We start from the raw sequence: 20856 nt of genomic DNA on the forward strand, positions 1-20856 counted from the left end.
TTAGATACAGCTATCAATCAGCTAACTGATTGATAGCTTAATACATTTATTGGCGACAGAAGCAATCTGCAGAATGATCATTCACAATACCAACTGCTTGCATCCAGGCATAGACAATTGTGGGGCCGACGAATTTGAATCCTCGGCGTTTCAATTCTTTTGATATTATTTCAGATAACGGTGTCATTGCTGGCATATTTGAACCGTCACCAACTATCACTTTTCCATTTGTGAAAGACCAACAGAAGTCGCTAAAGCTTTCTCCTTGTTTAATCATTTCACAATAAATCTTTGCGCCAGCTATAGTTGCTTCGATTTTGGCTCGCGCACGTATAATTCCTGCATCATCCATTAAGCGTTTAATGTCATCTTCATTAAAACTAGCAACAGCCACTGGATTAAAGTCAGCAAAAGCCTTGCGGAATGCCTCTCGCTTACGAAGTACCGTAATCCAAGAGAGTCCAGCCTGAAATCCCTCTAGCATTAGCATTTCCCACAGCATACGCGGGTCATGCTGTGGTCGTCCCCATTCTTCATCGTGATATTTCTGCATGAGTTCGTTATTGGTTGCCCATACACAGCGATGGTTTTTAGTCAGGTTCATTTCAATGTAAGCTTCTATCAAAATATCTACTTAAATTATACAGCGCATATTCTGTTTCAGAATTGCACCATGCTTTGAATAGTTTGTTGTGTTGCATAATGTCCAGTCTAAAACACATCCGCCAGTGCTATTTAATAAGTTGCATTTTAAATGCAACTTATATACACTCTTAAACGATGCAACTCACTCAGTTTTCAGATATTGGCTTACGTCTCTTGATGTATCTTGCTCACGAGCGCAGAGAAACGCCGGCAATTACCTTGGCAGAAGTGTCTAGTCAGTTTGCTATTCCAAGAAATCACCTGGCCAAAGTTGCGGGTAAACTGGTTAAAAACGGGTGGGTTGCCGCTATCAGAGGACGTTCAGGCGGATTGTGTCTGGCCGTAGAGCCAGCCGATATTAGTATTGGGCAAGTATTAAGAGTGCTTGAAGGTCATCAAGAAGTCATTGATTGTGAAAAGCTGAATTGCAGACTTAAAAATGGATGCGAATTAAGGTTGATACTTGCTGAAGCTTACGAGGCTTTTTTTAATGTGCTTGATCGGCACACACTGGCAGATGTAACGCATGGATTAGCAACAAAACAGATTGTTAACATGCAGAAGAGTTTCATGGAAATATATTTGGATAAATCCACAATCCATTAATTAGAGCGGTCGAAAAATAGAGTGGTCGGAGTGCTGCTCTTTATTTTGATTTAAAAGTGGTATTTTAAATACATATTAAAAAAAGGAGTGCTAAATGTTATCAGAAGCGTCAAAACCCTATATTGATGCCAGTGTGCCTGTATTGCGGCAACATGGTGTTGCCATCACAACGGCATTTTATCGAAATCTTTTTATTGAATACCCTGATTTAAAAAATCTATTCAATATGGGAAATCAAGCCCAAGGTGTACAGCAGCAATCTCTGGCGGCGGCCGTTTTTGCTTACGCGGCGAATATCAGCAATCCAGAAATATTAGCGCCCGTTATCAGCAGGATTGTGCACAAACATGTTTCTTTGGGTATTTTGCCAGAGCATTATCCCATCGTAGGCTGGCATTTGCTTGGCGCTATTAAAGAGGTATTGGGTGAAGCTGCAACGCAGCCATTATTGGATGCATGGGCTGAGGCTTATGGCTTATTGGCAGATGCACTTATCGCGCACGAAAAAGCATTGTATGAACGATCGTCTATCGCACCAGGTTACTTAACTAAACTCAAAGTAAAAAATATCAAGCAAGAAAGTAAATTAGTAAAGTCATTTGAATTAGTCTCCATTGATGGCATGCCGCTCGCTCCATTTAAGCCAGGGCAATATGTCAGTGTGGCTGTAGACTTTTCTGATGGCTCGCGCCAACTAAGGCAATATAGCCTGTCAGATGCACCTTCTAACCAGCATTATCGAATTTCAGTTAAGCGTGAGTCCTATCAAACAGAAAGTCCGGCAGGGCGCGTATCTAATTGGTTGCATGATCATTTAAGAGTAGGAGATGCATTATTTGTAGGGCAACCCGCAGGTGATTTCACGCCTGAAGTACAGGCAGATGAAACACTGGTTCTAATTTCTGGTGGCGTAGGCATTACCCCAATGATTGCTACCTTAAAGCATTTTTCTGAAGTGAATCCGACACAAAAGATTATTTTTGCCCATGCAGCACAAAGCAAAGATTATCACTCACATCAAGATGATATTAAGCAAGTATTGCAAGTGATGCCAAATTTAGAAGTTCAGACTTTCTTTGATGGTGTGGTTAATGATGGAGAAAATATACCTAACGAGTTTTACAGCCGTATGCACGTTGAGCATTTTCCTGAGTGGGAAAGTGATAGTACAAAGTTCTATCTCTGCGGACCTACGGAATTCATGAAGTGCGTGAAGGAGCAGTTAACAGAAGCTGGCGTAGCAAAACACAATATCCATAAAGAAGTATTCGGGCCAGATTTGCTTAGTGAGTTATTTTAACTAATCTTAAAGTTTAGAATTAAAGCCCCAGTTTCTATTTAAATAATTTACATATAATCTACTAATTGTTGAGTTGGAACTGGCTGAGCCTAGTGCTTTACTGATACATTTAATGCCTAAAATGGCGAGGTAAATGTATAAGGCGGCGTATAAAAAATCATCAAGGGGAGAGGTATGAAAAGCTACACCACCACATTTACGATTCAACGTTTATGGCTGATATTGGCAAGTAGCATGATTGTCATGTTCGCAGTGCTGCTTTATTACGGCCGCGAAATTTACCATCTGGCACCGCCTATTCCTGCTAGCGTGCAAACCAACGCAGGCGAAGTTCTTTATACGCGTGGCGACATCCAGAGCGGCCAGAATGTCTGGCAATCATTAGGTGGCATGCAGCAAGGCTCAGTTTGGGGGCATGGCGGCTATTTAGCACCAGACTGGAGCGCTGATTGGTTGCATCGCGAAGCCGAGGCTTTGTTAACACTAATTTCCGTGCGGGAAAATACACAAAGCAACGCTACCTTTGATTCACAAAAAGCGATTAATGAAGTGCTATTGCGGCAGGAGTTGCGCAAAAATACCTATAGTCCTGATAGCGAAATAATCACAGTAAGCCCCGAGCGTGCAAAGGCTGTTAGCCAAGTTGCTGAACATTATCGCGGCCTTTTTCAAGGTGATGATACGTATTTAGATTTACGGCGCGACTATGCATTTCCGCTTTATTCCACTATTAATGATGAAGATGCTCATGCGCTGAATGCGTTTTTCTTTTGGACCTCCTGGAGCGCTGTCACCAATCGGCCTGATGATGATATAAGTTACACCAGCAATTGGCCGTATGACCCGCTGGTTGGTAATACACCAAGCGCAAGTGTGCTGATGTGGAGTCTGGTTTCAATTTTACTTTTGCTGGCCGGTATTGGCGGCTTGGTTTGGTATTACGCGCGCCAATACGATGATTGGCGTAATGATTTAGAGCCAGAAACGGGTTTTGCAAAAACAGATAGTTTGGCGAATGTGATTGTTACACCGTCCATGCGTGCTACTGCCAAATATTTCTGGATTGTTACCTTATTATTTGCCGCGCAAGTCGGACTGGGCATCATTACTGCGCATTACGCAGTCGAAGGCCAGGGACTTTATGGCCTGCCATTAGTCGATTATTTGCCTTATGTAGTTACTCGAACTTGGCATACGCAATTGGCCGTACTTTGGATTGCAACCGCGTGGCTTGCGACAGGTTTGTATGTTGCGCCGTTATTATCAGGCCATGAACCTAAATTCCAGCGCTTTGGGGTGAATTTTCTCTTTATTAGTTTGCTGTTGATTGTGGTTGGTTCGTTTGCTGGGCAATGGCTTGCAGTGCATGGTTTTATTGATAGTCTCAAGGTTAACTTCTGGTTCGGGCATCAAGGTTATGAATATATTGATCTTGGACGTTTCTGGCAGATATATCTGTTTATTGGCCTTATGTTGTGGGTGCTATTGGTCTTACGCGCGCTATGGCCAGCTTTACGCCAGCAATCTAGTAGCTCCTTGGTGTTTTTAGTCATCGTGTCAACGATATCCATTGGCCTGCTCTACGGAGCTGGCCTGATGTGGGGGCAGCATACACATATTAGTATCATGGAATATTGGCGCTGGTGGGTCGTGCATTTATGGGTAGAAGGGATATTTGAAGTTTTTGCGACAGCAATCATCTCTACACTGTTTGTGCGCATGGGAATACTACGTGAGAGTGTGGCGGCCATTATGGTGCTATTTGCCACCATTATCTTTCTTGGTGGCGGTGTATTGGGCACGTTCCATCACCTATATTGGAGCGGTACGCCGATTGGGGTGATGGCTTTAGGTGCAACCTTTTCTGCGCTGGAAGTCGTGCCCCTGATGGTAGTTGGGTTTGAAGCTTACAATCACGCGAAAATGGAGAAGCAGGCGCTCTGGCAAGAAGCTTATCATTGGCCATTCATGTTCTTCAGCGCAGTTTTAATATGGAATTTAATTGGGGCAGGACTCTTCGGTTTCTTGATTAATCCGCCAATTGCGCTGTACTACATGCAAGGCTTAACTACTACAGCCAATCACGGTCACGCTGCACTGTTTGGTGTTTATGGAATGCTGGGCATCGGTTTAATGCTCTTTTGCATGCGCGGATTGACGGATGTAAAACAATGGAATCAGAAATTGCTAAAAATCACATTCTGGTCATTGAATATTGGTCTGGCGATGATGACGTTCTTATCCTTGCTGCCCCAAGGTCTCTGGCAAACATATGCCAGCATTAAGCATCATTATGCTTATGCACGAACGGCAGAGTTTATGCATAGCAACGTGATGGAAGGCCTTGTTTGGGCACGAGTGCCTGGAGACATTGTATTTTCTGTGGGCGTGGCCACATTTGTGCTGTTCGTGTTTCAAGCCTTCAGGAGTAAAGCCTGACGAGTTTCAGATATCTCTGCTTGAGAGCAGAGGCATCTGAAACTCTATGGAATAAGTATGTTTAAACCAGTTAACTGGCAACAAATTATAAGCTTGAGTCAATGCCTAATCGTTTAGGAAGACTAAAGTTGGGAAAATTATAGTTGGCAAACCTATGTTCTTTTAGCTGAACTGGATAGTGAAAAATAAGCGGATATCCAGCCCAGCGCAGTTGAGATAATTAGAACAACTAAAATCTCAGCAAACGATAAAAAGTGTAAGTTGAAATCGGATTGATAGCTGTTAGCGATGGCTTTTATCGTTTGATTAAAAAATAGTATCATCACCCACGTAATCATTAACGCTAATGCGCCACCACCTAATCCATACAAACCACCAACATACAAAAATGGCCTGCGAATAAAGCTTTTGGTTGCACCGATAAGTCGGCTTAATTCTATCTCTGCGCTTTGGGTTAAAACCTGCATGCGGATGGTATTGCCAATCACGGCAATCAGCGCGAAGCCGAGTAGTCCAGCCAAAATAATTAAGATTTTTTTGCCTAAAAATAGCAGTGAGTTCAAGCGCTTAATCCATACACCATCCACTAAAACGGTTTCTACACCCTGTATTTTGCTTAATTCATTTTTAAGCGACTCAATAGAAGTTGCATCCAGCATCTTTGGTTCAACAAAAAATGCATCGGGCAGAGGATTGCCTTGTAAAGAATCCAGCAGTGATTTATTCGCATCGATTGCCGTCAACTGTTCAAGAGCGTCTTGTTTTGAGACAAATATTACATTTTGAATGGCTGGATTTTGTTTCAGTATTTTTTCAATGCCTGAAACAAGTGCTGTGTCATGCTTTTCCGTTAAAAATACACTGATCTGTGATTCACTCTTAACGCTACTCACCAAGCCATTTAGATTATCTAAAATAATATAAGCTACGCTAGGTAATGCAAGCGTGACGCCTATACTTAAGCAAATCAATAAAGTGCCAAGTCTGTTTTTTTGAAAGCGAGATAATACTAGCCGTAAAGCCTGCATATGGTGTATCAGCCAAGTTTTCATACAATCACCTCTGAATTGGTCGGATTGATTAGCTTGCCTTGATTCAGATGCAACACTTTATTTTCGTGATGTGTAATTTCATGGCCCGTTTGATTGTCAGCATCGGTACGACCTAGCGCATCGTGTGTGGCAATAATGACGGTGACACCAACCTGTTGAAATGCTTTAAAGAGTGCCAGAATGTCCTCCGCATAGTTCTTATCCAAATTACCGGTTGGTTCATCTGCAATTAAAATAGAGGGCTTGCTTACTACAGCACGTGCAATCGCCAAGCGTTGTTGTTCGCCGCCGGACAAGGTAATCGGCATGGATTTTTCACGGCCTAACAGGCCTACTTTATCTAGGGCTGCGCGAATACGTTTGGCGGCTTCTTGCCCGGTAATACCGTTAATAGCCAATGGCAGGGCGACATTTTGAAAGCAATTGCGGTCATAAAGCAATTTATGATCTTGAAATACCAAGCCAAATTTGCGGCGAATAAACGGCAAAGTTGCCTCTTTTAATTTACTGACGTTTTGATTGTTAATCAGCACCGTGCCATTAGTAGGGCGCTCAATCGCTGCCATCAATTTAAGTAAAGTGCTTTTGCCTGCGCCCGAATGGCCGGTGACATAAACAAGCTCGCCCTGTTCAATCGTAAAGCTCGCGTTACTAATGGCATCGATACTGCCTGGATAGCGTTTGGTGACGTTGTCAAAAACAATCATAAGGTCACTTGGGTAAAGGCTGGGTTGAAATATGTCATCAAAATATTATAGCGCTTAGTAAATGAAAAATTTTTAATCAAATTAAGCCAAATGTACTTAATCAAACAGCGCATCCACAAATGCTTGTGCCTTAAATGGGCGTAAATCGTCTATTGCTTCGCCGATGCCAATAAAGCGCACTGGTATCGGTCTTGCTTCTGCAATCGCTGCAATCACGCCGCCTTTGGCAGAACCATCTAATTTGCTGAGTACCAAGCCCGTTATACCTAACGCGTCATCAAATGCTTTTACTTGGCTGACGGCGTTCTGGCCAGTGTTGGCATCTATCACCAACAATATCTCATGCGGCGCACCAGGATAGGCTTTATCAATGACGCGCTGCACTTTTTTAATTTCATCCATCAAGTGCATCTGCGTGGGCAAACGACCTGCCGTATCCGCGATCACGATATCGATTTTTTTTGCCATGGCAGAATTCACTGCATCAAAAATAACTGCCGCCGCATCACCGCCTTCTGATGCAATCACATGCACATTATTGCGCTGGCCCCATACCTGCAATTGCTCACGCGCAGCGGCTCTAAATGTATCGCCCGCTGCAATTAGAACGCTTTTGCCTTGCGATTGAAATTGTTTGGCTAATTTGCCGATAGTGGTGGTTTTTCCTGCGCCATTAACACCTGCCAGCATAATCACAAAAGGCGCATGAGTATTGGTTTGTAAAGGTATTTCTAATGGCGTTAATACCGCCAATAATTCTGCTTTTAATGCTTGTTTAAGTGCAGTCGTATCTTGCAGATTTTCACGTTTAACACGCTTTTTTAAATTGTCGAGTAATCGCTGGGTTGCTGCTACGCCAATGTCGGATGTCAAAAGAATCGTTTCTAATTCCTCATAAGTATCGGCATCGATTTTCCCGCCACCAAAAAGACTATTGAGTTGACCACCAAGTTGTTGACGAGTTTTGGATAAACCTTGTTTGAGACGTTCAGTAAAGCTTAGTGCTGCTTTTTTAGGTTCCGTTTCTTTAGGCTCTGTGGCTGATACTGTTACGACAGGTACTGCTTCTGCTTGAACCTCTGTTTCGTTAACAGCGGTTTCTTTGTCAATGCTGTTATCTGGCTGGGATTTTTTCTTGAAAATATTAAACATGGCTAACTTTAAATAACAATTAATAAGCATTTTAGTCGTAAAATCGTGAGCGTGCCATTAGTCGCTGGCAGGAACTAAATTTATTTAATCCGTGTCATTTAAGTTCTTATTTAATAAGTGCTTATCAATTTTTGAATTTTAAGAAAGATTTTTGTGCGAACACATATCAAAAAAGCGAAGAAAAAGGCAAATTCGAGATTAATCTTACTATTATTGGCATTAAGTCCTTTGTTTGCACAAGCAGAGATACAAGAGTTTAAATTGCCAAACGGCATGAAAGTGATTGTGCAGGAAGACCATCGTGCGCCAGTGGTGGTGTCACAAGTATGGTATCGCGCAGGCAGTATAGATGAAGTAAATGGTAAGACGGGTGTGGCGCACGTGCTGGAACATATGATGTTCAAAGGTACAAAAAATGTACCGGCAGGCCAGTTTTCGCGCATTGTTGCAGCCGCAGGCGGCAAGGAAAACGCCTTTACCGGCACTGATTACACGTGTTATTTTCAGCAATTGGAAAAGTCGCATTTACCGCTTTCTTTAAAATTGGAATCGGATCGCATGGCGAATCTGGTGATTACCGATGCCGAATTTGCCAAAGAAATTAAAGTGGTGATGGAGGAGCGTCGCTGGCGTACGGAAGATAAGCCGCAGTCAAAAGTAAATGAACAGTTTCAATCGACTACTTTTAAAGCACACCCATATGCCAGACCCATCGTGGGCTGGATGAATGATCTGGAAAATATGACTGCCGCAGATGCGCGCGAGTGGTACAACACTTGGTATGCACCGAATAACGCAACCCTAGTGGTAGTCGGTGATGTGAAAACACAAGAGGTATTAAAGCTGGCCAAACAATATTTTGGCGGATTAAAACCTAAAGTATTGCCCGCCAGAAAACCGCAAACAGAACCTGCACAAATTGGCGAACGCCGTGTGGTGGTGAAGGCCCCTGCCAAGTTGCCGTATCTGATGATGGGCTTCCATGTGCCTGCTTTACAAGATAAAGCAACGTTACAAGGAAAATCATCGACGCCAGAGCAGGCTTGGGAGCCTTATGCGCTGGATGTGTTGGCCGGTGTGTTAAGCGGTAATGATTCTGCTCGATTAAATCAAAAATTAGTACGCGAAAACTCAGTTGCTGTTGATGTTGGCGCTGGTTATGACAGCACTTCGCGTGGTCGCGAAGCGCTATTTGAATTGATTGGTACGCCAGCAGAAGGCAAAACAGTGGCAGAGCTGGAGGCCGCTTTAATCGCACAAATCGAGTTAATTAAAACCAATGGCGTGACACAGCAAGAACTTGATCGTGTGAAAGCTGCCGTGATTGCATCGGATGTTTATCAGCGCGATTCGATGTTTTATCAGGCCATGCAAATCGGGCAACTTGAAACCATGGGCTACAGCTGGCGTTTGCTGAAAGAATATCCTGAGCAGCTTAAGGCGATTACATCTGAACAAATACAGGCAGTGGCAAAAAAATATCTGGTTAAAGATAACATGACCATTGCGACGCTAGACCCGCAGCCGATTGATCCGAATGCCAAGCCCGTCGGCAAACCACACATCCACTAATGGAAAACTTAAACCGCGTCGCGATGCGTTGTTGCGCAATATCTTGTGTACCAAATGTACACGGCGATATTGCGCGCCTAGCTTCGCTTAGTGCTTTAAATTTTTCAAATAAACAGAATCCATTTTAAGGTTTTAGCATGAAAACAATGCAATATTTAATCGCTTTATTTATCACGCTTTTGGCATTTAATGCCAACGCCGCCGTTAAGATCAACCACTGGCAAACGACTTCAGGCAGTGACGTGTATTTTGTCGAGAATCACGATTTGCCGATTATTGATATGAGCGTGAATTTTCCTGCGGGTAGTTCGCACGATACCAAAGCGACCTCTGGCGTTGCAGGTGTCACTAAATACATGATGACGCTTGGTGCAGATGGTTTGAGTGAAGAGGCGATTACCAACCAGTTTGCGGATATTGGCGCTATTTTAGGTGGCGAGTTGGATTTAGACAGAGCGGCATTTAAGTTGCGCACATTAACCAGTGAGCAAGCCAAAGCATTGACTGTTTTTAATAAAATCTTGCATAAACCCGATTTTCCGCAAGCGATTTTAGAGCGTGAAAAAACGCGCATTATTGCCGGCTTGCAAGAAGCCGCAACCCGACCGGAAAGTATTTCAAACAAAGCGTTTATGCAGGCGTTATACGGCGCACATCCATACGGTTTGGATGAAAGTGGTGAAGTTGACACGATTACAGCCATGAGGCGTGAAGATTTAATCGCGTTTTATCAGCAATATTACACTGCAAAAAGCGCAACAATCGCCTTGATAGGCGATATGACAGAAGCACAAGCGCGTGAGATCGCAGAAAACGTATCGAAAGGTTTACCACAAAGTGCAGCGGTAGCAAAAATTGCTGAGGTAACATTGCCAGAAGCCGCAAGCACACAGAATATTAACCATCCTGCTAGCCAATCGCACATTCTATTGGGCTATCCAGGTGTTAAACGTGGTGACGCAGACTACTTTCCTTTATATGTGGGCAATTACATTTTAGGTGGCGGTGGATTTGTATCTCGCTTAACCGAAGAAGTGCGTGAAAAACGTGGCTTGGTTTACAGCGTTTATAGCTATTTTATGCCAATGGGCGAATTGGGTCCTTTTCAAATCGGCTTGCAAACCAAAAGAGAACAAGCAAGTGACGCGCTTAAAGTGGTGAACGAAACTTTAGCCAAGTTTATGCAAAACGGCGTGACTGAGAAGGAGTTGAAAGCGGCTAAATCCAATATTACCGGCGGGTTTCCGATGCGAATCGACAGTAATAGCAAAATTTTAGATTACTTAAGTGTGATTGGGTTTTACAAATTGCCATTGACGTATTTAGACGATTTTAATAAAGAAGTGGAAAAAGTAACCGCTGTACAGATTAAAGATGCGTTTAATCGCCGTATCAAACCGGATCATTTTGTATCAGTGATTGTAGGCGGGCAGTAAAGCAAACACACCGCATCAAAACTTAAGCCATAAAATCAGGCCATAAAGCGGTAAAATAAGGTTTTGCCACGACGTACTTGTCTATACAAAACCTTGTCTAAATCTAAACTTAACAACAAATCCGGCACTAAAACTGTCACCAATCAAATCCGCATCAATGCCGGTGTTTGGCGTAGCCGTTTACTGAAATTTCCTGATGCGGAAGGCTTGCGGCCTACGCCAGAGCGCGTCCGGCAAACCGTGTTTAATTGGCTAGGACAAGATTTAACCGGTAAAAACTGCCTGGATTTATTTGCAGGAACTGGCGCATTTGGATTTGAAGCATTGTCACGTAATGCCAAAAGTGTCCTGATGATAGAAAATGCGGCTATAGCGTTTAAATCGCTTTTGCAAAATCAAACATTATTAAATGCACAGAATTGCCAGATACATCATTTGGATGCGTTGCAGTTTTTAAGTCAGAATACGCAAAAATTTGACATTATCTTTTGCGATCCACCATACAACAAAGATTGGTTTAGCAAGCTACTCCCATTATTAAATCAGCACCTTGCTCCAGATGGCATTGTGTATGTTGAAGCTGAATTTGAAGTATTGGATACTGATGCTTGGCAAATTATCAAACAAAATAAAGCAGGCAACGTCTACTATCATTTGTTAAAATCGGTTTCAACTTCTTAATATGTTGTATTGATTTAAGGCCATTCATGAGTAAAAAACGTATTGCCGTCTATCCCGGTACATTTGATCCCATCACTTTAGGGCATGAAGATATTGTGCATCGTGCGGCTAATTTGTTTGATGAATTAATCGTGGCCGTTGCGGGCAGTACCAATAAAGGCACATTATTTACTCTGGAAGAGCGTGTCGCGCTTGCGCAAAGCGGCTTTAAAAAATCCAGCAATATTAGAGTAGTTGGCTTCAGTGGTTTGTTAATGCAGTTTGTGCAAGATCAAGGCGCGCAAATGGTGATTCGCGGTTTGCGTGCAGCCAGTGATTTTGAATATGAGTTTCAACTGGCAGGCATGAATCGCAAGCTTTACCCGAAACTGGAAACCTTGTTCCTGACACCTGCCGAACAATATATGTTTGTATCTAGCAGCCTGGTACGCGAAGTCGCCAAACTGGGTGGTGATGTGCATCAGTTTGTATCATCCACGGTTGAAGATGCGATTATTCAAAAACTTAAACAAGCATAATTTATGGCGCTTTTTATCACCGATGAATGCATTAACTGCGATGTTTGCGAGCCTGAGTGCCCGAATGAAGCGATTTATCAAGGCCAGGAAATTTACGAAATTAATCCCAATTTGTGCACAGAATGTGTAGGGCATTTTGATAAGCCGCAATGCGTGGCGGTGTGTCCGGTGAGTTGTATTCCGCTTAATCCAGATGTCGTTGAGACACAGGAGCAGTTATTGAATAAGTATTATCGACTGACACAATTAAAAACTGCTTAAAATAAATTAATACAAGAATAAAACAATACAAAAAATAAAACTGTTTAAGAATAATAAATCTACAAAACTCAAGGAGAGTTTGAAATGAGAATTTTGCACACGATGTTGCGCGTCGGCAACTTAGAACAGTCTATTGATTTCTATACCAAAGTGTTGGGAATGAAATTGATACGCCAACAAGATTATCCTGATGGCGAATTTACGCTGGCATTTGTAGGATACGGCAATGAATACGACAATAGCGTACTTGAGCTTACCTATAATTACGGTAAAACCAGTTACGAAATGGGCGGCGCATATGGGCACTTGGCACTGGAAGTGGACGATGCCTACAAAGCCTGCGAGCAAGTAAAAGCGGCTGGCGGAAAAGTGATTCGTGAGGCAGGGCCGATGAAGCATGGCACGATTGTGATTGCTTTTATTGAAGATCCAGATGGCTATAAAATCGAGTTTATTCAAAAAGGCACTATTGAATATCCAAGATAGCGTGAATATCCAAGATAGCGAGTAAATTAGGTCAAATTTGGTGCAAATATGGCTGACAATAAACAACAGCTGAGAATTGCTGTACAGGCGGCACTAGATGGCGATTGGGATACTTCGCATCGTATCGCGCAGGATTATTCTGACACCACCGCTAATTGGCTGCACGCGGTACTGCATAAAATAGAAGGTGACGTAGGGAATAGTCACTATTGGTATGCGCGTACATCAAGCGTTGGTGCAGAAGCTAGAAAATATACCGATTTTAATGATATACGTGATGAGTTAACAGCGATTTTAGATAGTTTAAATTAGCTTATTTAAACTTTAATCGCACTGGTTCGATTTAATGGAAACACATTATGTTTCTGCGCATCGATTTTGCTGACAAAAAACACCTGAGCCAAACGCGAGTCTTTTAAAGTTTTACCAAAAAATTGGTTTGCTGCATGGTAGTGGCGACCTTCATATAAAATCAAGGTGTTATACACATTGTTAATACGCACAATCTCATCAAACATGTTGTGATAATCCGTATTCATCGCGATTTCTCCCGCTTCAAAACGCTTATCGTTATCTTTTAATGCTTGTTCATATTTTGCCGCATCCCAATTTTTATTGGGCTTAAATAACGAGGTGCCAGCATCTAGCGGCGCATCGGGCGATAAATATAACACTGCTGCGAAAATGGTGTTGCTATCGGTATGAATCACACCGCGTTTATATTCTGCTGAAACACTCTGAAAGCTAGTGGTAATCGCCCAGCGCATATAATCGTGCTCAGAATTGTGAAATACTGACACGATTTTACTGCAGACTTTTTCAAAGAGAGGCTTGTTGATAATGGACAGGTCTTTAGTCCGGCTGCCAGGAAACACATATTTCAGATTGTTAAGCTCATGCCGAAACTGATATTTTTGACTGAGCGCAAATTGACGCACTGCATCAGGATTTTCGTAAAAATTTTCGATGATGGTGACAGGATATAAATTCATGAGAGCGTTTAAAATAACAAATTTAAGATACGAGTTTGCCTATACAAAGGCAGTTGCAGTATATCCTGCGATCTGTTTTTTATCTAGTTGACGTAGGCGAGCGCGAGAAGAGGTGGTTGAATCAGAAATGACAGGAAGTTTCAGCTACTAATGATCAACACACTGCACTTATTGATGTTTTATACACATAAAAATGCCCGCAATTGCGGGCATTTCTTACTTACAACATAGAGTCAGACTCAATTAAACTGCATCAGATAACGTCACGTACCTCATTTGGCCATTAATCAATACAAAGCTTGCATCCATCATGCCGCGCGCTTTTAAAACCGCATCACGGTAAACCCAAATCACACCTGCAACATCACCTGCTGCGTTTTTCATCATCACAATTTCGTCAGGCTTACCAAAATTGCTTGCTAGTTGATTTGGCGATGTATTGTCTAACACATCCTGAAATTTAATTGATGACATGACTTTGCCATCATTTGCAGCATTTTGGTTAAAGCCTGCAGCATTGGCACTAAAAGAGCCAAATGCAAAACTTGTTAATACCAAGCTGCCAAGTAAAATACTCTTTGTTAATATACTTTTCATTTTTATTATCTCCATTTAGTTAACTTAAAATGAATAATATCAAAGAGATATGTCGGTTTTATGACGTGCGTGTAACCTAAGTGTAAGCGGTCAATATTTAAAGTTAATGAATTGTTAATGAGTAAATATGAAGCATATTTAAGTTTTAACCCTGTAGTTGAAGGTTTTAAAAAACGGGAAGGGCGATTAAAGCAAGTGTTTGGTTAAATGCATAGTTACCCAAGCCCGCTGTTGACTAGGGTTAAGAAAAGTCCAGGCAACGATACGGCTTTGTTTTTGACCTTGCGCCATTTCTATGGTGTTCACTTTTAGCGCATTCGCTTTTTTAAGCGCACGGTAAATGCCCGGCAGATTAGCTGCTTTTGATACAAGCGTAGTAAACCACAGGCACTGTGCGGAAAACTGCTTACTTTCGTTAATCATTGTGGTTACAAAGACTTCTTCGCCGCCTTCACAATATAGCTCTGCACTTTGTCCACCAAAATTCAATATCGTCGATTTTTTATCTGTAGTATGTTTCGCCGATTGTTTGGCTAGTCCTTGCCATTTACGTTTTGTACCTGCCTGCGCCTCTTCTAACGAGCCATGAAAGGGTGGGTTACACATTGTTAAAGCAAAAGCGTCATCCTGACGAATCATGTCTTTAAAAATAGAAGGCGGTGAGGTTTGCAATCGAAGTTCGATCGCATTTGAAAGTCCGTTCGCATCAATTAATTGTTGCGCATTTTGTAAGGCTTTCACTTCAATATCTGCCCCTACAAAATGCCAGCCATATTCGCGATTGCCTATTAACGGATAAATCATATTGGCTCCCACGCCAATATCCAATACACGCACACATTTGCCTATTGGCGCTTGACCGTCATTAAGTTCACTAAGTAAATCTGCAAGGTAATGTAAATAATCTGCGCGACCAGGAATCGGCGGGCAAAGATACTGTTTTGGGATATCCCAAACAGATACGCCATAAAACTGCTTTAACAGTGCCTGATTTAAGGCTTTAACCGCTTGCGGGTTAGAAAAGTCGATAGAGGCATCACCATATTCGTTCAATCGCACATACTGCACCAATGTTGCGCTGGACTGCGTAAGCTGGTCAAAATCATATCGCTCACGATGCTGATTACGCGGATGTAGCTTACGCTTGTTGTTATCGGATTTCACTAATTTGGTTAAGGTAAATTAAAAATTGATTAAAGCATGTTAAAAATCGCGCCACAGAATAACACTGAAATTAGATTATCTAATACTTCAGCTAATTAAGCGTTGAAAACTTTTACGCGAGTGAAATGCAAATGAGAAAAAATTAAAGGCCTGCAATTGCAGACCTTTAAAATAGAAAAATACAGTATTTAGATATATGAAAGTGAAGCGCGGTTAATCTTTGCTCATATTTTACAGCTTAATCAAAAAAACCTTTTACTTTATCCATCCAGCTTTTATTGCGTGGACTGTGCTTGCCTGAATCTGCTTGGGTGCTGATTTCAAATTCACGTAATAATTCTTTTTGTTTTTCGGTTAATTTAACCGGTGTTTCAACCACCACATGCACCATTAAATCGCCAGCTTCAGATTGGCGAAGCGGTTTAATGCCTTTTCCTTTTAACCTGAATACACCGCCAGTTTGAGTTTCCGCAGGAATTTTCATTTTGGCAGAGCCGCCTAAAGTAGGCACTTCAATCTCGCCACCAATTGCAGCGGTGCTAAAACTAATCGGCATTTCGCAATGTAAATTACCACCGTCGCGTTGGAATATCTCATGTTGTTTTAAATGCACCACGACGTACAAATCACCAGTTGGGCCGCCATTCACGCCAGCCTCACCTTCGCCTGTTAAACGAATACGATCACCTTCGTCCACGCCAGCGGGGATTTTAACCGATAAGGTCTTGTTGATTTTTTGACGGCCAGCACCGTGGCAAGTACCGCATTTATCTTCATCTTTGATAATTTTGCCGCTGCCATGACACTTCGGGCAGGTTTGTTGCACAGAGAAAAAGCCTTGTTGCATACGCACTTGACCGTGGCCACCACAAGTAGAGCAGGTAACAGGTGATTTGCCAGTTTTGGCACCAGTACCTTTACAGGTTTCGCACGCTGCTTGAACAGGAATGCGAATCTTGGTTTCAGTGCCTTTTGCGGCATCTTCCAAACTAATTTCCATGTTGTAACGTAAGTCGGCACCGCGATAGACATTATTACGTTGACCGCCACCTTGGCGACCACCACCAAAAATATCACCAAAGATATCGCCGAATGCATCACCAAAACCTGCGCCACCAAAACCACCGGCACCAGCGCCTTGTTCTACGCCTGCATGACCATATTGATCATAAGCCGCACGCTTTTGGTCGTCAGAGAGCATTTCGTAGGCTTCTTTTGCCTCTTTGAAGTGTTCTTCAGCATTTGGATTGTCAGGGTTGCGGTCAGGATGATATTTCATCGCCAATTTGCGATAAGATTTTTTAATCTCTTCTTCAGAGGCGTCTTTGTTAACGCCTAATACTTCGTAATAATCTTTTTTGGTAGCCATGGTTTGATATTTATCTAATCTATAGTGAATCGTCAGTTATTTTTTCATGAATAGTTAATAACGAAAAATCGTTAGCATCATATTAGGACGCTAACGACTATCGATTACTTAACTAAAAGACTTAGTCTTTCTTCACTTCTTCAAACTCAGCGTCGACTACTTCTGCATCTACCGTTTTCTCACCTTCCGGGCTAGGTTGTGCATTGGCAGCATTTGCTTGTGCTTGCTCTTCTGCATACACTTTTTCACCAAGTTTTTGCGCTGCTTCGGTCAATGCATTGGTTTTTGCTTCAATCGTATCTTTGTCGTCAGATTGCAGCACATCTTCAACATCTTTCAATGCCGTTTCGATCGCTGTTTTTTCAGCTTCATCTAACTTATCGCCATGCTCAGACAATGATTTTTTCACTGAGTGAACCATGCCATCGGCTGCGTTGCGTGCATCAACCAATTCGCGGTATTTCTTGTCTTCATCCGCGTATTTAATCGCGTCTTCTTCCATTTGCTGAATTTCAGCTTCAGACAAGCCAGAGTTCGCTTTAATGGTAATTTTATTTTCTTTACCAGTGGCTTTATCTTTAGCAGAAACATGCAAAATACCGTTTGCATCAATATCAAATGTCACTTCAATTTGAGGCATGCCACGTGGCGCTGGCGGAATGTCTGACAAGTTGAATTGACCAAGCGATTTGTTGGCAGAAGCCATTTCGCGCTCACCTTGCAACACTTGGATCGTCACTGCATTCTGGTTGTCATCAGCGGTTGAAAACGTTTGTGATGCCTTGGTAGGAATCGTCGTGTTTTTCTTGATAACCTTAGTCATCACGCCGCCTAGTGTTTCAATACCTAAGCTCAGTGGCGTTACGTCTAATAACAACACATCTTTAACGTCACCTTTCAGCACGCCACCTTGAATCGCGGCGCCTACCGCTACCGCTTCATCAGGGTTCACGTCTTTACGTGGCTCTTTACCAAAAATCTCTTTTACTTTCTCTTGCACTTTTGGCATACGGCTTTGACCGCCAACTAAAATCACATCGGTGATATCGTCAACGGAAATGCCTGCATCTTTAATCGCAGTGCGGCACGGTGCCATTGTGCGTTCAATTAGGTCCTCAACCAATGACTCTAATTTAGCTCGCGTGATTTTCACTACTAAGTGTTTAGGGCCGGTTGCATCTGCAGTGATGTATGGCAAGTTCACTTCTGTCTGTGTTGCGCCAGAAAGCTCGATTTTTGCTTTTTCGGCCGCTTCTTTCAAACGTTGTTTTGCCAATAAATCATTACGCAAATCCAGGCCACCATTGTCTTTTTTGAATTCATCGGCTAAAAAGTCGATTAAACGGTTATCAAAGTCTTCGCCACCCAGGAACGTATCGCCGTTGGTACTCAATACTTCAAATTGATGTTCGCCATCGATGCTGGAGATTTCAATGATAGAAACGTCGAATGTACCGCCGCCTAAGTCATATACCGCAATCTTGCGATCACCTTCCTGTTTATCCAGACCAAAGGCTAATGCAGCAGCAGTCGGCTCGTTGATGATACGTTTAACTTCTAAACCAGCGATACGACCAGCATCTTTAGTGGCTTGGCGTTGACTATCGTTAAAGTAAGCCGGCACAGTAATCACGGCCTCAGTTACTTCTTCACCTAAATAGTCTTCAGCGGTTTTTTTCATTTTGCGTAATACTTCAGCAGAAATTTGCGGTGGTGCCATTTTTTGGCCGCGCACTTCCACCCATGCATCGCCGTTATCGGCTTTTGCAATGGTGTATGGCATCAGTTTGATGTCTTTTTGCACTTCTTTTTCTTCAAAACGACGACCAATTAAACGCTTAACTGCGTACAGCGTATTTTTTGGGTTAGTTACCGCCTGGCGTTTAGCTGGTGCGCCCGCTAAGATTTCGCCATCTTCTTGGTAAGCGATGATTGAAGGCGTAGTGCGTGTGCCTTCTGAGTTTTCAATCACGCGTGGTTTGCCGCCTTCCATCACGGCAACGCAAGAGTTTGTTGTACCTAAGTCAATACCAATAATTTTTCCCATTTTGCTTATTCCTTTTTCTTTCAATATGACTAAATTTAATTTAGTCTTAAATTTAACTTTGTCTTAATTTAATTCGGTTAATTTAAAACCTGTATGAATGTAATGTTGGGTGGTTTTTCAGCTTTTCAATAGCCTTAAAGAATTTGTGGCTATTCATTTATTTTGCGCCACTTATTTTGCAACCATTACCAGCGCAGGCCTTAATACACGGTCATTCAGTGTGTAACCTTTTTGCAATACGCTGGTTACCGTGTTTGGCTCGCCACTATTTTCCAGCACTGAAATCGCCTGATGTTTATTCGGGTCAAATTTCTCACCTAATGGATTCACTTCTGCGATATTGAATTTTTCAAACACAGAAGTTAATTGTTTAATGGTGATTTCAATACCATCTTTGTAGCTTTTTACATCTGCTGCTTCAATCAATATCGCTGCATCCAAGCTATCTTTTACAGCAAGTAGTTCATTGCTGAATTTCTCTAGCGCAAATTTCCGTGCTTTATCAATATCGTCATTGGCGCGACGGCGAATATTTTCGCCTTCTGCTTTAGTATATAAAACGCTGGCTTTGGCTTCTTCCAGTGCTGCTTCTAGTTCAGCAATACGTTCTTCTGGTGTTTGTGCGCTGATTTCTTCAATTGGTGTTTCGCCTTGTTGTGCGTTTTCTAAATCGTCTGTCATGTGTTTCCCCATTCATTAATAACACTGTTTTGAACGTGGGGATAAGCGGTTTTATTTCAAGTGCGCCAGTGCAAAATTGGCACAATATTTTGGATAAACTAGACTAAATTAACCAATTGAATATGATTATTGAATATGATTCAAGCACGTCAAGACATCATCCACACTCGGAGTTTTGCCAATATTACCCAAGTTAATCGCTTGCGCCTGACTACCCATTACACCAGTAAGTGCGGGGTTGGTGTCGGTGTAAATCGCGATAGTGGGAATATTCAGCGCTGCTGCCAAATGCGATAAACCCGTATCGACGCCAATAGCGGCTTTTGCTTGGCTAATCACAGATGCCAGCTCTTCAATGCTCAATTTAGGTAATACAACCGAATTATGCAACGACTTGGCAATTTGCTCTGCTCGCGACAACTCAGCTGGATTAGACCACGGCAGCACAATGCTGACCTGTGTTTGGTTTAGCGCTTTTCCTAGATCAATCCAGTGCTCTGTTGGCCACAGTTTGCTATCGCGGCTAGTGCCATGCAACGCGATAATGTAAGGTTTTTTTGGAATATTTTCCGAATTCGGTTTTGCTTCCAAACCATAATCCGGCACTGCCGAAGGCGGATCATAATCGATGCTTAATGCAGCTAAAGCACGATTGCGCGTAACTGCATGCTGCTGATAAGAAATGCTATATTTTCTATCATAAAAATAACTGGCAAGCGGCTCGCGAATCGACCGTTTATCATAACCATGTTTAACGCCATGGGTGAAGCGCGTAATCAGCGCGCTTTTTAATAAACCTTGCGTATCAATCACTGCGTCGTAATTGTTTTGTGCAATTAAGTGTTTGAATCGTTTGATTTCTTCCCAAGTTTTTGCATTCAACAATTGTTTGCGCCAACGTCTGAATGCAACCGTGTAAACGCGATTAATGCGTGGGTGCAGGCGTGGAATATCAGCAAAATTTTCTTCAACCACCCAATCAATCTGCACGTCCGGATAAGCGACATGAATGTCGTTAATAACAGGTAAACAGTGAATAACATCGCCTAGCGATGAAGTTTTAACGATGAGAATTTTCATGGTTTCAGGCATTTTCGCATACAATTGATTTTTTGTTATTTTGAAAGCGTTAAGTCGCTCAAAACCATCTC

21 protein-coding genes are annotated in these 20856 nt (G+C 42.3%); 10 read left to right on the top strand and 11 right to left on the bottom strand.

Annotated elements, in window-relative coordinates; translation table 11 throughout:
- Nucleotides 1-46 precede the first annotated feature (46 nt).
- On the bottom strand, nucleotides 47-604 hold the full coding sequence (locus K370_RS10630) for a DNA-3-methyladenine glycosylase I (protein ID WP_047541430.1): 558 nt from the start codon (nucleotides 602-604) through the stop codon (nucleotides 47-49).
- A gap of 176 nt (nucleotides 605-780) precedes the next feature.
- Between K370_RS10630 and K370_RS10635 the strand changes: the two genes are divergently transcribed.
- The 3 genes from K370_RS10635 to K370_RS10645 all read left to right on the top strand — a co-directional run bounded on the left by K370_RS10635 (nucleotide 781) and on the right by K370_RS10645 (nucleotide 4990).
- Nucleotides 781-1251 carry an RrF2 family transcriptional regulator gene (locus K370_RS10635; protein ID WP_047541432.1) on the top strand — a complete coding sequence of 157 codons (471 nt, stop codon included), beginning with the start codon at nucleotides 781-783 and terminating at the stop codon, nucleotides 1249-1251.
- 94 nt (nucleotides 1252-1345) lie between these two features.
- A complete protein-coding gene (gene hmpA, locus K370_RS10640; protein ID WP_047541433.1) occupies nucleotides 1346-2551 on the top strand; it encodes an NO-inducible flavohemoprotein in 1206 nt (401 codons plus the stop codon).
- A 174-nt stretch (nucleotides 2552-2725) separates the two neighbouring features.
- Entirely contained in the window at nucleotides 2726-4990 is a 2265-nt protein-coding gene (locus K370_RS10645) for a nitric-oxide reductase large subunit (protein ID WP_047541435.1), read from the top strand.
- 152 nt (nucleotides 4991-5142) lie between these two features.
- Here the strand turns inward: K370_RS10645 and ftsX are convergent, their stop codons facing one another.
- From ftsX to ftsY, 3 genes are all read right to left on the bottom strand, one after another.
- Entirely contained in the window at nucleotides 5143-6042 is a 900-nt protein-coding gene (ftsX, locus tag K370_RS10650) for a permease-like cell division protein FtsX (RefSeq protein ID WP_047541436.1), read from the bottom strand.
- Nucleotides 6039-6749 carry a cell division ATP-binding protein FtsE gene (locus tag K370_RS10655; RefSeq protein WP_047541438.1) on the bottom strand — a complete coding sequence of 237 codons (711 nt, stop codon included), beginning with the start codon at nucleotides 6747-6749 and terminating at the stop codon, nucleotides 6039-6041. Before K370_RS10655 ends, ftsX begins: the two co-directional genes overlap by 4 nt.
- 96 nt (nucleotides 6750-6845) lie before the next feature.
- Nucleotides 6846-7901 carry a signal recognition particle-docking protein FtsY gene (ftsY, locus tag K370_RS10660; RefSeq protein ID WP_047541440.1) on the bottom strand — a complete coding sequence of 352 codons (1056 nt, stop codon included), beginning with the start codon at nucleotides 7899-7901 and terminating at the stop codon, nucleotides 6846-6848.
- Nucleotides 7902-8054: 153 nt separating this feature from the next.
- Here ftsY and K370_RS10665 point away from each other — a divergent pair, with 153 nt between their 5' ends.
- The 7 genes from K370_RS10665 (at nucleotide 8055) to K370_RS10695 (ending at nucleotide 13167) form a co-directional block, all read left to right on the top strand.
- Nucleotides 8055-9473: a M16 family metallopeptidase gene (locus tag K370_RS10665; RefSeq protein ID WP_047541442.1), complete on the top strand. Its 1419-nt coding sequence runs from the start codon at nucleotides 8055-8057 to the stop codon at nucleotides 9471-9473.
- 137 nt (nucleotides 9474-9610) lie between these two features.
- On the top strand, nucleotides 9611-10909 hold the full coding sequence (locus tag K370_RS10670) for a M16 family metallopeptidase (protein WP_047541444.1): 1299 nt from the start codon (nucleotides 9611-9613) through the stop codon (nucleotides 10907-10909).
- 93 nt (nucleotides 10910-11002) lie between these two features.
- Entirely contained in the window at nucleotides 11003-11590 is a 588-nt protein-coding gene (gene rsmD, locus K370_RS10675; protein WP_047541446.1) for a 16S rRNA (guanine(966)-N(2))-methyltransferase RsmD, read from the top strand.
- A 26-nt stretch (nucleotides 11591-11616) separates the two neighbouring features.
- Nucleotides 11617-12108: a pantetheine-phosphate adenylyltransferase gene (coaD, locus tag K370_RS10680; protein WP_047541447.1), complete on the top strand. Its 492-nt coding sequence runs from the start codon at nucleotides 11617-11619 to the stop codon at nucleotides 12106-12108.
- 3 nt (nucleotides 12109-12111) lie between these two features.
- Complete coding sequence (locus K370_RS10685) at nucleotides 12112-12369, top strand: YfhL family 4Fe-4S dicluster ferredoxin (protein ID WP_047541449.1); 258 nt, start codon at nucleotides 12112-12114, stop codon at nucleotides 12367-12369.
- A gap of 84 nt (nucleotides 12370-12453) precedes the next feature.
- Nucleotides 12454-12855 (top strand): lactoylglutathione lyase, encoded by a 402-nt coding sequence (gene gloA, locus K370_RS10690; RefSeq protein ID WP_047541450.1) that lies wholly within the window; start codon nucleotides 12454-12456, stop codon nucleotides 12853-12855.
- A 48-nt stretch (nucleotides 12856-12903) separates the two neighbouring features.
- A complete protein-coding gene (locus K370_RS10695) occupies nucleotides 12904-13167 on the top strand; it encodes a hypothetical protein (RefSeq protein WP_047541451.1) in 264 nt (87 codons plus the stop codon).
- A gap of 5 nt (nucleotides 13168-13172) precedes the next feature.
- On the opposite strand, the gene K370_RS10700 is transcribed toward K370_RS10695, so the two are convergent.
- The 7 genes from K370_RS10700 to waaC form a co-directional block, all read right to left on the bottom strand.
- Nucleotides 13173-13847 carry a DUF6445 family protein gene (locus tag K370_RS10700; protein WP_047541453.1) on the bottom strand — a complete coding sequence of 225 codons (675 nt, stop codon included), beginning with the start codon at nucleotides 13845-13847 and terminating at the stop codon, nucleotides 13173-13175.
- Nucleotides 13848-14090: 243 nt separating this feature from the next.
- Entirely contained in the window at nucleotides 14091-14444 is a 354-nt protein-coding gene (locus K370_RS10705; RefSeq protein ID WP_047541456.1) for a hypothetical protein, read from the bottom strand.
- A 186-nt stretch (nucleotides 14445-14630) separates the two neighbouring features.
- Entirely contained in the window at nucleotides 14631-15608 is a 978-nt protein-coding gene (gene rlmF, locus K370_RS10710) for a 23S rRNA (adenine(1618)-N(6))-methyltransferase RlmF (protein ID WP_047541458.1), read from the bottom strand.
- A gap of 238 nt (nucleotides 15609-15846) precedes the next feature.
- Nucleotides 15847-16977, bottom strand: coding sequence for a molecular chaperone DnaJ (gene dnaJ, locus K370_RS10715; protein ID WP_047541459.1), 1131 nt, complete (start codon nucleotides 16975-16977; stop codon nucleotides 15847-15849).
- Between the two features lie 121 nt (nucleotides 16978-17098).
- The gene (dnaK, locus tag K370_RS10720) at nucleotides 17099-19024 is read right to left on the bottom strand and encodes a molecular chaperone DnaK (RefSeq protein ID WP_047541973.1); all 1926 of its coding nucleotides are present in this window, start codon (nucleotides 19022-19024) and stop codon (nucleotides 17099-17101) included.
- Between the two features lie 171 nt (nucleotides 19025-19195).
- Nucleotides 19196-19705: a nucleotide exchange factor GrpE gene (grpE, locus tag K370_RS10725; protein ID WP_088177657.1), complete on the bottom strand. Its 510-nt coding sequence runs from the start codon at nucleotides 19703-19705 to the stop codon at nucleotides 19196-19198.
- 126 nt (nucleotides 19706-19831) lie between these two features.
- Nucleotides 19832-20785 carry a lipopolysaccharide heptosyltransferase I gene (gene waaC / locus K370_RS10730; RefSeq protein WP_047541975.1) on the bottom strand — a complete coding sequence of 318 codons (954 nt, stop codon included), beginning with the start codon at nucleotides 20783-20785 and terminating at the stop codon, nucleotides 19832-19834.
- Between the last annotated feature and the right edge of the window lie 71 nt (nucleotides 20786-20856).

The organism is Methylotenera versatilis 7 (genome assembly GCF_000799165.1).
In the GTDB taxonomy this organism is placed as follows: Bacteria; Pseudomonadota; Gammaproteobacteria; order Burkholderiales; family Methylophilaceae; genus Methylotenera_A; species Methylotenera_A versatilis_A.